We start from the raw sequence: 13,637 nt of genomic DNA on the forward strand, positions 1-13,637 counted from the left end.
GACGCTAGTGATCTTTTTTATACAAAAAAACACTAGAAGAAATTTCACTTTCTTCTAGTGTTTGCTTAGTTTTACGTTATAATTTGTTGCACACGACCGACTTGACCGTCTGTTAAGCGCACTTTAATACCATGTGGATGGCGAGCGCTATTCGTCAAGATATCTTGAACGATGCCTTCTGTCAGCTTACCTGTGCGTTGATCTTTTTTGAGTACAATGGCTACTTTACTTCCTGGGTGAATGTCGTTGCGTACTTGTCCATTACGCATTGCGTTTTTTCCCTTGGCGTGCACGTTTTACTACAATAATAACAAAAGCCGCAAATAATACATATACTGCGCCAAGTGCTACCATATAGGATTTATTTAACCCTTGGTTTTCAATAACTTGATAAATCTCTACGATTTCACGGTTTAACACTAACGCATACTCACCGTTTTGTTCACGTACGATATCACGATCAAACATACCGCGTAGCTCTTTATCTTTGCCAAGTTGTTCTTCTGTTAAAATAACGCGCTTTGTTTTATCTGTATTATTTACGAAGATTACCCACTGTTCATCTTCACTTGTACGTGTATAAACTAATAAACCATTATCATTTTGGATGACCTCAAAATCACCATTACGTAAAGTTGGCGAATCATTGCGTAGTTGCATTACATTACGCAAGTTACCTTGTAACTCTTTGTCTACACTAAAGTTCATGACATGGTGCGTGTCTGGTGCTTTTTCGCCGTTAATTGCAATTTCTGTACCGTATTGCACTACTGGTGTACCTGGTAATGTAAATAATGTACCTAAAATCATACGCATACGCGTTGGCGCAAACATACCCTCGCCTGCAATATCATGCGTAAAGCGGCTTGTATCAAGCTCATCAACCATTAATTGCATTGGTTTACCACCTTCTACTAGCGCTGGGATTGCCGAAGTATCACCGTTTACATTTTTAAAAGCCTCGCGGAAGATTTTGTTTGTTTCACTGCTGTAATCCGTGTCAAAATCTGCATCGCTCTCGCCTTTAGCGATAACATAGTAATCGCCTTGTGCTTTAATCGCTTTAATAAAATCATTTAAAAAGGCTGTTGGTGCATCAGCTAAGTATGTTGCACGAATACCTGCTACGTCATTTTGCTTAACAAAATCTGTAGCTGCCTCAATAAGTGCTTGCTGCAGTTTTTTATTTGTTAAATCCCATTTAATCGTGTCACCTTCAGTAGAGGCTACCCAGTCTTTATTTGTTGCCCACTCATGGTTAACACTTGCTTGCCCTAATGGGAAGTCGACCATCATGCGGATATCATATTTTTTATACGTTTTAATTAATTCGTCTAGCTCCTCTTGCGTACCAAAACGACGCTCAAGCGTTGTATGGCTTGTTGGCAGTGAGCCGTCATATTTGTCAGTAGAAAATACCGTACCTAACGAAATAATCGTATAACCCATATCATAAATATAGTTAAATTTTTCTTGCAGTCCGCCAAAGTCACCGCCCGCAAAGCTTGCAGGATCATTAGGGTCTGTCTCGTAATCATTCTTACTCGTTTTATTAAAATAACGGTCTACTAGCACGTCGTAAATACTTTCATCTTGAATCGTGCGTTTTTCTTGAGCCGCTGACGCTGGCAATTGTATTGCCGTCGCAAGTAGCACGCCCGCTACCGCTGTACCCAACCATTTTTTTATGTTCAAAGCGTTTCCTCTCCTTCACATCATACAAAAGTAAGTTTATCAAATAACACTACGTAACCGCTATCTTTTATGTAATTTAGCGCAAATTTAGATTTGACAAAGTCGTGACAAAAAAATCGCGCCAGCCTAAGCTGACGCGATTTACTATTATCCTAAGAAGTTAAAGCCTACTGGTAATTTAAAGCCTAGGAATAATGTGATGAATAAGAACACTGCAAATAAAATCATAAAGATGTTATATGCTTGCCCTTTTGCCTTCTTCACTAATGTCATTTCCATCATACCAATTGTTAAAATACCCATTAAGAATTTAATGCCATACATCATATTATCAATACCTTGGTGCTTGAAGAATAATGCTGCACCTGAAATGATAATTAAAATGTAGAATAAGCGTAATGCCATGTGTAAACCTTTATTTGGTTTAGCACCCATTGCCGCAATAACAAATAGTACAACGCCAATTACCCATGTTGTAATATGCAAGTGCGTTGTTTCTGTTAAAAAGCTCATAGTTTTCCCCACCTCATTAATTTTGTATCAAAACTATCCTAACATGAGTATAGGTGTTATTCAAACGATACTAATTATTACTTAATACGATTTACAAGCGTACCAATGTCTTCAATCGACACTTTTACAACATCGCCTGCTTGTAAAAATGTTGGTGGCTTCATGCCTTTACCTACGCCAGCAGGTGTGCCTGTTAAAATAACATCACCTGGCTCAAGTGTTACGTGTTGTGAAATAAACGACACTAAATCTTCTACCTTGTGCATCATATCTTTAGTCGAACCGTTTTGACGGATTTCGTCATTAACTTTCGTTACAATCGTTAAATTATGTGGATTTGGAATTTCGTCCTTCGTTACAAGGTAAGGGCCTAGTGGGCAAGTGCCTTCTAAACTTTTACCTAAGAAAAATTGCTTGTGTTTTGTCTGTAGATCGCGCGCTGTAATATCATTACCAATCGTATAGCCGAACACATAATCATACGCTAGGTTTTTTGGAATGGCTTTACCTTGCTTGCCAATAACGATAGCTAGCTCGCCCTCATAATCCAGCTGTGCTGTTAAATCTGCATGTGCAGATACATCAGCGCCGTCCGCTGTAATCGCTGTTGGTGATTTTGTAAATAACATAACGTTTTCTAACGCTTCTGCTCCGCCCATTTCCTCAGCGTGCTCATAGTAGTTACGCCCAACGCACATTACGTTCTTTGGTGTGCGTGGAATTGGTGATAGCCACTCAATTGCTGAAAACTCATGCTTAAATTGCTCAGGGTTGTCTGATTGCTCAGCAGCCTCAACTAATTTACGCATTTTTTCTACAAAATCAAAGCCTTGTGCAATACCCTCAATGATTGTCGGTACAAGTGATGGAAGTACGTTTAACTCTTGCTGAATCGCCTGAACGTCCCAAACAGCTTCCTGTTTTTTTACTTTCGGTCCAAACTTTACTTCTTCATTCACTTTGAATGATAAAATTTTCATGGTTATAGCGCTCCTTTATCCTTTTACTTTCTATACACGTAATTTGAAGTACGTAAACTTTCGCCATAGTGCTTCAAGAGGTCCCTGATTAAATTTACGTAACCATAGGTCTGCTAGTACAACTTGTACAATAAAAATGGTCACCGCAATTAAAACCCCAGACTGTACGTTAATCTTACCATACAAGCCGAAACCAAACCCGTAAAATAATACCGATAAAATAATAGATTGCCCAATATATGTCGAAAGTGATACACGCCCAACCGTAGCGAATGGCGTTAATAGTTTAGCCATCACTGGGATTAAGCATAGTGATACGATAATTGCCGCATAGCCAATTGCCGTTAAAGGCCCGCCTACATACGTTTTAATATACTCAAGGAAAAACGTGCGGTCTTGTAAAATCGGTAGGTTTTTTAAATAAATACCGATTGGGAATGTCGTCACCGCTAAGCCAATCCATAGCCATTTAAAGTGTGCGGCACGCTCAATTAATTGTAACTTCGAAGCTGCAGCGCCAATTAACATATACGGAAAAATAGTAAACAATGCCATAAACCACATCATCACATCGTTTTGCACAGCTAAATCTACCATGCGCTGTGAAAAGATTTCCTTCCATGTGCCTGTACCGTAAGCTGCTAATGCATCGCCAATCCCTACAATATTAGAATAATACACATCATCTACTAGCTCATGGGATGAAAAGACCAACATAAATAATTGAATGATGGCGTTCCATGCAAAAGCAAGGAAAAATAATAGAAATGGACGCATGCGTAAGAAAAATAATAACAGCGTACCAAATACGGCATACATCATTAAAATATCGCCCCACCAAATGAGGAGAGCGTGCAATGCCCCAATAATAAATAAACCAAGCATGCGGCGTGTGCCTGTCGCCCAAAACGGCTCGCCCTTAGCGACAGCCTTTTGCCATTGCATCGCTACACCGTAGCCAAATAGCATCGCAAACAATGGGTAAAAGCTTCCCTGCACATAAATATCAATCAGTTGATGCCATTTAATATCACTAGGTAACGTAAACCACGAGCCTAAATCAATATGTGGCAGTGGTAAATTAAAGGCCAGTAAATTTGCAATAACAATGCCTAGTAGGCTAAAACCACGTAATACATCTAATGTTTTATTACGTTCCTTCTTAGGTGTTGGTGTAAGTTCCACAGTTTTCTTCCTCCTAAATCATAACTACTCCTCATACTACAACAAATTACTGCGACATAGGCAAGTTTTGCTTCAGAAAAAAAGCCACCCTGTAATAGGGTGACTTTGTTAACTTACATGCGAATGGCTTGTTGTGTACGCATGGCATACACATATTTTGCGGAAATGGTAATACCTAAAATAGTTTCGAGCGCTTCGGCATAAATCCCTAACTGCTCACCATGACGCTCACGCATCACAGCCTCAATATTATTATGCACATTGTCCGTTTTATAATCAATAATATAAAAATCGCCAGCAGCATCTTGCACAATAACGTCGATAATCCCTTGAAGGATTTGAGCGTCACCGTCTTTATCCACCACTCGCCACGTAAAAGGTTGCTCACGCATAATACGTTTAGCATTACTAAACATTGCGCCTAGTGGTGTTGCAAAAAATGCGGCAATCCATTCAGGGGGTACGAGCTTTTGTTCAGTTGCTGTTAACAATTGCTTTTCGTATAAATAGGTAATAAATTGCTCAGCCTGCTCAGTACTGTGTAACCCTTCTTGTGGCACATGTTGCATAATCGTATGCACAGCTGTACCTAACTCACCTGCCGTTAATTGTTGTTGTTGCATAAACTGTGGGCGCGGTGCAATAGCCTCTGTAGTTGGTGCATTAAACGGAATATAGCTCTCCTCTTGTTCTGCTAAACTACGTAAACGCTTTTGCTCAGTAACCGAGGTTTTAGTACGCTTAATCGTTGACGTCTCATGCGCATAGCGCTGGCTAAAACGTGTCGCAATAATGTCTTTTGCTTGATTGTAACGTACCTCATCTAGCTCGCGTGTATGCGCTTCTTGCGCCTGTTGCTCACGCGCCTCAATTGTTACACTAGCTAACTGCCATACAGAGTGATGCTGTAATTGACCTGGCTCTCCTAAACTAAACGCTGCGTGGCGAGATAGAGCAGGCACTAGCCAATCTAAATACGTACGTGCATCTGCACGCATATAAGTAGGCAGTAATGTATCACTTACACTTTGTGCGGCACACCATGTAGCGAGTGATTTTCCGTAGTTGTTGACTGCACCTACTAAAATCAAGCGTTCCTTAGCACGTGTCATCGCTACATATAAAATACGCATTTCCTCCGCGCGAATTTCGAGCCGCTTCTTCTCACGTAATGCCACATAAGGCAGTGACTCAAAGCTAATACGCTCCTCAGGGTCAACCGCTTTTACCGCCAAACCAAAGTGCTGATCAAATAAGTAGGCCTGACGCAAATCTTGTTCGTTAAACTGCTTACCAAGTGCTGACACAAACACTACAGGGAACTCAAGCCCTTTTGATGAGTGGATGGTCATTAAACGCACAACGTCTTCCTGTGCACCAATGGCACGCGCTGATGACAAATCATCACCACGCAAACGCATACGGTCCACAAAACGTAAAAAGCGAAACAGTCCGCGGAAGGACGTTTTTTCATAGGCAAGTGCGCGGTCATGTAGCGCACGTAAATTAGCTTGGCGCTGTTTGCCATTAGCCATTGCCCCTACCATGTCATAATAATTTGTATCGTTATACACTTGCCAAATTAAATCCGCAAGTGAACCACGACGGGATAGCTGACGCCACTTGTCAAAATTAAGTAAAAAGGTCGTAAGCTTGCGTGCTGTTTGCGGTGCGATACCACTTTGCTCCTGCGCCACAAATTGCAACAATGCATCATAGTACGGTACATTTTTATCCGTTAATCGAATATGTGCGAGCTCATTTTCCGTCAAGCCAATAAACGGTGCACGTAATACTGAGGCAAGCGCAATATCTTGGTAAGGATTGTCGATGCACTTTAACGTATTAAGCATCACCATTACCTCTAACGACTCAAAGTAGCCACCTGCTGTCTCTGCATAAAGTGGAATGTTAGCTTCCTTAAAAGTCTCTACTAATTCATTAGACCAACTCATAGAACGCGTAATAATCACAATATCGCGGTACGCTAGTGGGCGCTCTGTTTGCGTTTTAGTATCATAGACAGTTGTATTAGCCTGCATCAGTTCTGTAATACGCGCTACAATATACTGTGCCTCTTGGTCTTTGCGCGTTAGCTCGTCATTAGCGTCCTCAGCATCTGCTTCAATAATCGCAAGCTCTACAGGCACTACCTTGTCATCATACGAAGCACCTGCATGTAATGCCGCTTTCGTATCATAGGCAATATCACCAACGGTTTCACTCATAATTTGCTCAAAAATAAAGTTTGTAGCCGCTAAAATTTCTTTACGGCTACGGAAGTTAGCATTTAAATCAATGCGTAGCCCGCTATCTCTTGGCTCCTCTACAAAACGACTGTATTTATCCAAAAATAGCCCTGGCTCCGCCAAACGAAAACCATAGTAGAGTAGGAACTCAGCGCCTTGCTACATTGCTGTAGTAGGTTTCCAAAGAACCTCTCCCCGAACCGTACGTACTCCTCTCAAAGTATACGGCTCTCCACTTATAATCTATCTATCTTTTATGACATGTTATACATACAAATTTGGTAGTTGGTCCACTTCTGGTTGAAGGGCGGCTGTCCCCTTTTTAAAACCATCGTGATAAAAATACGCTATTTTTTCGCCTTGCGTTGTTTGATACGTTACACCCCAGTACTTACCTTGCTGTAACGCTTTTTTCATTTTAGGTACTGTGGATTTGTATTTATTCGCAAGTGTTTTTAAACAGCTGTAGCTCATGACATGATGCAATTGCCCCATTTTCTGACTCACATTTTCTGCTAGTGCATAGTAATGGTAAAGTCCGAGGAGCTCTCGATTATATCGTTCGACGATAGCTAAATCAGGTAAGCCAACTAGCTTTGGTCGATGCAGCATATCCCATTGCTTAGCATCGATATTTTTAACCATTTTATTTTTTACAATTACATTTTCGATTGTTCCATTAGGCATGCGCAAGTGTACACGTTTTTTACCCTTACCTTTTGCTCCACTTCCCTCATCCCTAATGGAAACATCGTAGTTTAAAAAGCGGGCATTTTTTGTACGATGTGTAACGCACATTTTTTCTGCTGATAAGTTAAGTTGCAACGGCTGTTGTAAAAAGTTTGCTATAGCTTGTTTTAAACGCTCGCTCTCCTCTTTACTACCGTTTAGCCCAATCATAAAATCAGCCGCATAACGCACATATTTTATCGTTTTAAACGTAAGCTTTAGCTCTTTTTCAATATACGTATCTAGTTCGTTTAAGTAGATATTTGCCACAATCGGACTAAGGAATTTGCCTTGCGGTGCCCCACTATAGGTTTGTTGAAATTGCCAATTGTTCATCCACCCTACTTTTAAAAACTTCCACATTAAACGAATAAATTTTTCGTCTTTAATATGCTTTCGTAAAATATTGATAAGTACTTGATGATTCATCGTTTCGAAAAAGTTATTGATATCGCCTACAATGAACCACGTTACCTCCGCAAACGTTTTTTTTGCTATCGGTTAATGCCGTGTGACAACTTTTATCAGGTCTAAAACCATGCGAATGGATCGAAAACTTCGGCTCGTAAATGGCTTCTAGCACCATACGACAAGCCTCTTGCAACAAATAATCTGTAATTGTAGGGATAGATGTACCACGCACAAACGTTGGCTGATAGCTTTCGTCTTTTAATGCTTCAATCAGCGCTTGAATAGTTGCGTCGCTACTTTTTGGCGTACTACCTGTATTTTTGTATAGGTTATTATAAGCTTTTATATAAAAATCTTTGTTGTATAAATGTCGGTAAAGACGATTAAATTGAAAACCATCCTTCATTGCTTGTTTTGATAGATTGTATAAGACAATTTCCGAACTTTGCATAGAGCATTTCGCTCCCTTCTTTATTGTTTTATACCGTATAAGCTGCTCTCCTTTGCCATGTAATAGGCTTTCCCTATCTCAGACTACTACGAGAGCTCCGTTACCTTATTGGATATTCAATACCTTTGTATATAGCCTAGTGGCTTTCCAACTTAGGTAATCCCCATTTAGTTATTGTATATAGGCTCAATTCATTATCGGAAGGAACGTTCATCCTTTTCTTCAATTTAGAAGTGTGTCTATTCTTGTGTTAATCAGAAACGATACGCACGCCGCAATTGCTGGCGCTTGTCTATGTTCAGTCGCAAGCATATCATACGCTGAACCGAATAGATTCTAGGTGTCAAACGGTTTCCTAGAAGGTAAGACATATTCCCACTCGGACTATTCTTCAAGCAGTTTAGCCTTCTTCCTTATATGAATCTTTTCTATCTCGCCATTCAGTCGTAGCCTTTCCGTTTAGGCTAACTTATGACTTTAACCGACATGCTACACTCCCTCTTTGGTTTCCCGCCAAGATAAGTCGGTTGATAGATAAACGGTTTCTGTCGTTTATTCACCGCCCATTGGTGATACATACAAGATCCTTATGGGCGCACTATGCTTTGCTTTACATCGCCTACCATAAACATATTGCCGTAGGATTCGTCGCCACTTTTTACAAGTTGCAGTAGCGTCTCTTGCAAAATATTAACGTCTTGGTATTCATCCACTAGCACTTCATGGAACTGCTTCTTATAATCAAGCGCAATTTGTGAAGGATGCGTAACACCGTCTACCTCTTGCGTTAAAATGGCAAGCGCAAAATGCTCTAAATCCGAAAAATCAATAATGCCACGCTTACGCTTAAGCGCACTAAACACCTGCTCAAAGCGTAAAGTTAACTCACATAGCGTTTGTAACATAGGTTGCATGAGGCGCATTTCCTCTAGCAAGCGTGCTTCACTACGTACAAAATAACTTGTTTGAATAGCTTTCAGTTGCTCGCGCATTTCGCCGTAAAGTGTTGTGCCCTTTTTTTGGAGCGTTTTGTCGACATCATCCGCTTTTGAAGGCGTAGCAATACGTTTAAAGCTTGCCTTAGTGAAAAACTCGTAGAGCGTTGTCCATGATGCTTGCTCAAGTAAAGCCCTAGCCTCTTGTGTAAAGACTGCTACATCCTGTGCGCTTGTAGCATGGACAAAAGGTCCATTAGGTAATTCGCTATTTGCTATAAAGCGTTCATTTAATGCTTCAATCGCATCAATACGACGTAGCATAGCCTCACGGATAATAGGTGTAAAAGCAAGGTCATCAACGGTTGTAATACCATCTACCTCATATAAATTGACAATGCTCATCAACCAGTCCTTTGGGTTGGCATGCACACGTGACATTTCGTATAAACGCTCAATTAATACCTCAATCGCTTGGTCATTACGGTCAGAGGTAAAACTATCAATTAAACGAAATACTGCCGTGTCGCTCTCCTGGTACACTTGCTCAAGTAAACTACTCAGCGCATCATCCTTTAACAGCGCCACCTCATCTTCCGTTGCAATACGGAAACCTGGGTCAATGTCTAGCACATAAGCATACTGCTTAACGATTGCTAAACAAAAAGAGTGTAACGTTGAGATTTGCGCTTTATTAAGTAACGCTTGCTGACGACGTAAATGCTTATTGTCCTCAAGTGTTGCTTGTGCTAGCGCCTCATCTAGTGCAACAGCTAACCGCTGACGCATTTCAGCCGCTGAGGCGTTGGTAAAGGTCACCACCAACAGTTCATTAACATCAATTTTATCTTGTACCACTTTTTCAATCATGCGTTCTACGAGTACAGCCGTTTTACCGGAGCCTGCCGCAGCAGACACTAGCGTATCTTGTCCGCTTGCATAAATCGCGCGCCATTGCTCGTCTGTCCAACTAGCGGTTAATGGTTTATTCGGTAACTTCATCGGTCATTTCCTCCTTCATTGCTTGTAATGCCTCACTGCGCTTTAGTTTGGGTAGCTGACGATAGTGTTGCTTGCCATCTGTTACATCAAACTGACAGAGTGATTTATACGCGCAAAACTGACAGCCTGTGCGCTCCCCATGCTCAAATGGCGCAATCGAAGTATCACCTTGCCAAATCGCATTACCTGCTGCAATATGCTTACCTTGTGAGAAGGTACGTAACACATCAAAATCCTGCTCACTAATGGCACGTGAAGTGCTTGATAGCCCGCCTGTTTTATTGAGCTTAGCAGGGATAATTTGAGAAGGTTGGCATTGTTCAAAGGTAGTGTCCATTTGTACAAGTACATCAATCTCATCTGTCACAATGCCCTTCATTTTAAACTCGCTCAAGCGATCTTCTTCAATACGTGTTTGCGACACTTCTGTATCATATTGCAATAAAGGATTTTGTACGTGCATATACAGCATGCCTGCAGGTAACCCCTCTTGTTGCAACAACACTTCCGCATTACGTAGCGCCATATCTAAATACGTCACAACTTGTAAAGAAAGCCCGTGATAGAGCTCAGATAAATCCACATCACGGTCTGAGGATTTATAATCAATCACACGCAAATATTTTTTGCCATCTATAGTAGTTGCATCAATACGGTCAATACGTCCACGTAGCTGAAGGACTTTGTCATTTGTTAACGGTAATTCAGGTGAGCGCAGTAGCTCTCGTGGCCCAAAGGCCGCTTCAATAGCAATTGGCATAAAGTCGGATTGCTTCGCTTGATCACCAAGTGCATAAAGCGTGCGTTTAATTACTCGTAACAGTTTTGCCTCAATGTATTGGTAGCGCGCACTTGAGCGTAAAATATTATGTGCAAGTAGTGGTGCTACTTGCTCCATTGCCTCCGAGGCCAGTTGGTCGAGTTGTTGACGTGTCAGCTCATTCCATAGTTTTTCTTCCTCCCGAATTCGCTTAGCTACACGGCTAAGCACCTCATGAAATAAATCACCAATCGTATAGGCTTCTAAACGATACTCTTGGCGCTCCTCAAGTTTTAAACCATAGCTAGCAAAGTAAGAGAAGGGACAGCTATAAAATTTTTCGATCCGCGAAATACTCATAACTGCTGGTGTTTGGTATAGCCCATCCACCACATTTGGTTTAAGCGGCTCTGCTTCGTTGTGATGCGTAATCGGACGAATGGCGCGTGCAAAAACATCCTGCCATAAATCACTCGTCGTATAATAATCATAAAGCGCTTGCCAAGGCTCTGTTAACCCTTCATTAGCCTGTAACTGACGCATCATATAGGCCAGTGCTGGTCGCGGGTGATATAAATATTGTAGTGGGTCAACGTCACCTGCAAGCTCTGTTGGGTCAATCGCCACACGCGTAACAGGCACATCTCGCAATAATTTTGTTAGCTTATTAACATAAAGTGAAGGGAGTAGCGCTTTACTCTCCTCATCTGCTGTGGCATACGTAACATATAAGCGCTCACTTGGACTAACTAGCGCATTATAAATTAAATAATCTTCTTGTAGTAAACGTTTGGTTGAGGTTGGCGCAAGCTCAAAGCCCGCCTCAGTAATATAATCACGCTCATTATCTGACAGCAGCCCCTCGTACTCAATTTTACGTGGGTACACACCCTCATTCATGCCCATTACAAAGGTTGCTTTAATATTTAACAAACGAGCCAAGTCAACCGTTGCTACTTGTACCTCATCAAGCGTTGGTGGAATGCGCGCAAATTGTGCCGCTTCTAGTCCTTCGTCTAGTAACGCTACGACTTCTTCTAACGTTAATGCCTCGTCACCAAACATTGTGACAAATTGGTCAAGTACTGCGAGTAACTCACGCCATGCTTGCTCATGCTCATCCGCAAATTGCAGCTGTAACTGATCACGCTCTCTATCTCTCATAAGTAGTAATTTGTCGTAAATGCCTAAATTTTCGATAAAAGTAAAGAATGCTTCGGCATATTCGCGACCTGTCGTACAGGTGTTAAACTGTTGTTGTAAGTCAGCAAGTGGTGTACGCACCTTATCACGTGCCGCGCAAATCTCCTCTTGCATCCGCATTTCTTCTTGCGTTTGCTTTGTCGTATGAAACTCTAGCCCACGATATTTTTTATAAAACCAGCGGCTCTCATCCTGCCAACGCTCACCATAAATGCCATGCGCTAAACAGAAGTTTTCGAGACGGTCGCCACGCTCACGCCAAAGAGCAAGCGCACTCGTTGTTTGCATCGGGAAAAATAAATCCGTTTTAATTGCTCTAAAGACAGGCTCATACTGCCAATTATTAACGAGCGCCTCTAATACTGAGCGCGTAAACTCCATCAGCGGGTGATGAAGCATCGTCTTTTTAGTATTTGTAAACACCGGTATGCCATATTGCGGAAAGATAGTCGTAATAAACGGGTCATATACTTCTGCCTGACGGTACAGCAGTGCAATTTCGTTATAGCGCACCCCACTTTGGGTAAGGCGCATAATTTCGCGCGCAATCCCGTGTACTTCAGCTGCGCGACTTGTTGCCTCTAAAATTTGCACACTACCATCTGCCATACGCGCCTTAGGTTGAAGCGCATCGAAACTTGCTTCAAGATGGGCAATGCTTGCGCTTGTAAAACGCTCAGCTCCCTCGCATAACATCGGAGGTGCTAACGCAATATTATGCTCACCTGCAATATCTACTAAACGCTGTGCGGTAAATGCCGCCTCATGAAACAACGCCTGATCGTCCATAGCATCCGCCTCATCGCAGTAAGGCAGCGTAATGTATACATCCTTAGCTTGCTGCATCAATGCAGTTACAAGCGCTAACTCACGTGCTGTGAAGGCCGTAAAGCCATCAATATAAACCGTTGCCTCTTTAATCGGTGCGTATGACGCCAAATGCTCCGTTAGCAAAGGATAAAAACCTTCACTATCTACATAAGTTGTCCCTAAACGCTCCTCAATCGTTTTAACAATAATGTGCATATCACGCACTTTGCTCAGTAATGTTTGCGGTGCATCGCTTGCTTCTAGTGATGCTACTAAACTTGCCATTACCTCGCTTGTAATATCGTAGCGGCTAAACTCTTGCATCAGTTTTTCAATTTCTTCTGTAAAACCTCGCTTACCTGCCGCCTGTCGAAACAACGAAAAATCTTCTTTATGTTGTAGTAATAATTGACGAATTAACATGCGGTAGCCGTAGCCTGATACTTGCTCGCGTGCTACACCACCAATTTGTTGCAAAATATACCAAGCCAAACGCTTAAACGTTAACACTTGCGCACGCACAAGCCCGCGTACATTTTCGTCACTTGTTAAGTTGTACTCTGTAGCATAGGACATCTGGTCAGGCACAATCACAAAAATTTCACTACCAACAGGTGTTGCTTGTAGCTCACGCGCCACCGTTGTTTGTACCCACTTTGTTTTACCTGAACCCGCACGTCCTTTAATAATATGTAAGGTCATGTGTTCTCCTCC

At 41.7% G+C, this 13,637-nt stretch carries 10 protein-coding genes; all 10 read right to left on the reverse strand.

The window, feature by feature from the left end; translation table 11 throughout:
• Positions 1 to 71: 71 nt before the first annotated feature.
• The 10 genes from CH76_RS07300 to addB all read right to left on the reverse strand — a co-directional run bounded on the left by CH76_RS07300 (position 72) and on the right by addB (position 13,625).
• Positions 72 to 269: a YwbE family protein gene (locus CH76_RS07300; RefSeq protein WP_036144780.1), complete on the reverse strand. Its 198-nt coding sequence runs from the start codon at positions 267 to 269 to the stop codon at positions 72 to 74.
• On the reverse strand, positions 262 to 1,695 hold the full coding sequence (locus CH76_RS07305) for an alpha-amylase family glycosyl hydrolase (protein WP_036144781.1): 1,434 nt from the start codon (positions 1,693 to 1,695) through the stop codon (positions 262 to 264). The genes CH76_RS07300 and CH76_RS07305 overlap by 8 nt, the downstream gene beginning before the upstream one ends.
• Positions 1,696 to 1,842: 147 nt before the next feature.
• Positions 1,843 to 2,208 carry a YisL family protein gene (locus CH76_RS07310; protein WP_036144783.1) on the reverse strand — a complete coding sequence of 122 codons (366 nt, stop codon included), beginning with the start codon at positions 2,206 to 2,208 and terminating at the stop codon, positions 1,843 to 1,845.
• Between the two features lie 77 nt (positions 2,209 to 2,285).
• The gene (locus CH76_RS07315) at positions 2,286 to 3,188 is read right to left on the reverse strand and encodes a fumarylacetoacetate hydrolase family protein (protein WP_036144785.1); all 903 of its coding nucleotides are present in this window, start codon (positions 3,186 to 3,188) and stop codon (positions 2,286 to 2,288) included.
• A gap of 30 nt (positions 3,189 to 3,218) precedes the next feature.
• Complete coding sequence (locus CH76_RS07320) at positions 3,219 to 4,373, reverse strand: DUF418 domain-containing protein (protein WP_036144788.1); 1,155 nt, start codon at positions 4,371 to 4,373, stop codon at positions 3,219 to 3,221.
• A gap of 113 nt (positions 4,374 to 4,486) precedes the next feature.
• On the reverse strand, positions 4,487 to 6,745 hold the full coding sequence (gene addA / locus CH76_RS07325; protein ID WP_081892655.1) for a helicase-exonuclease AddAB subunit AddA: 2,259 nt from the start codon (positions 6,743 to 6,745) through the stop codon (positions 4,487 to 4,489).
• A 141-nt stretch (positions 6,746 to 6,886) separates the two neighbouring features.
• Positions 6,887 to 7,780, reverse strand: coding sequence for a reverse transcriptase/maturase family protein (locus CH76_RS07330; protein ID WP_036144789.1), 894 nt, complete (start codon positions 7,778 to 7,780; stop codon positions 6,887 to 6,889).
• Positions 7,781 to 7,793: 13 nt separating this feature from the next.
• Entirely contained in the window at positions 7,794 to 8,213 is a 420-nt protein-coding gene (locus CH76_RS07335) for a hypothetical protein (RefSeq protein WP_036144791.1), read from the reverse strand.
• A gap of 587 nt (positions 8,214 to 8,800) precedes the next feature.
• A complete protein-coding gene (locus CH76_RS07340; protein ID WP_051910272.1) occupies positions 8,801 to 10,150 on the reverse strand; it encodes a UvrD-helicase domain-containing protein in 1,350 nt (449 codons plus the stop codon).
• On the reverse strand, positions 10,134 to 13,625 hold the full coding sequence (addB, locus tag CH76_RS07345) for a helicase-exonuclease AddAB subunit AddB (protein ID WP_036144793.1): 3,492 nt from the start codon (positions 13,623 to 13,625) through the stop codon (positions 10,134 to 10,136). Before addB ends, CH76_RS07340 begins: the two co-directional genes overlap by 17 nt.
• Positions 13,626 to 13,637: the final 12 nt, after the last annotated feature.

The sequence above is a fragment of the Lysinibacillus sp. BF-4 genome (assembly GCF_000743635.1).
Classification (GTDB): Bacteria; Bacillota; Bacilli; order Bacillales_A; family Planococcaceae; genus Metalysinibacillus; species Metalysinibacillus saudimassiliensis.

What these genes read in the sequence shown, in the direction of transcription:
- CH76_RS07335 (WP_036144791.1), bottom strand. Translation starts at nt 8,213, where the DNA reads ATGCAAAGTTCGGAAATTGTCTTATACAATCTATCAAAACAAGCAATG.
- CH76_RS07330 (WP_036144789.1), bottom strand. Translation starts at nt 7,780, where the DNA reads ATGAATCATCAAGTACTTATCAATATTTTACGAAAGCATATTAAAGAC.
- CH76_RS07315 (WP_036144785.1), bottom strand. Translation starts at nt 3,188, where the DNA reads ATGAAAATTTTATCATTCAAAGTGAATGAAGAAGTAAAGTTTGGACCG.
- CH76_RS07300 (WP_036144780.1), bottom strand. Translation starts at nt 269, where the DNA reads ATGCGTAATGGACAAGTACGCAACGACATTCACCCAGGAAGTAAAGTA.
- CH76_RS07310 (WP_036144783.1), bottom strand. Translation starts at nt 2,208, where the DNA reads ATGAGCTTTTTAACAGAAACAACGCACTTGCATATTACAACATGGGTA.
- CH76_RS07340 (WP_051910272.1), bottom strand. Translation starts at nt 10,150, where the DNA reads ATGAAGTTACCGAATAAACCATTAACCGCTAGTTGGACAGACGAGCAA.
- addB (WP_036144793.1), bottom strand. Translation starts at nt 13,625, where the DNA reads ATGACCTTACATATTATTAAAGGACGTGCGGGTTCAGGTAAAACAAAG.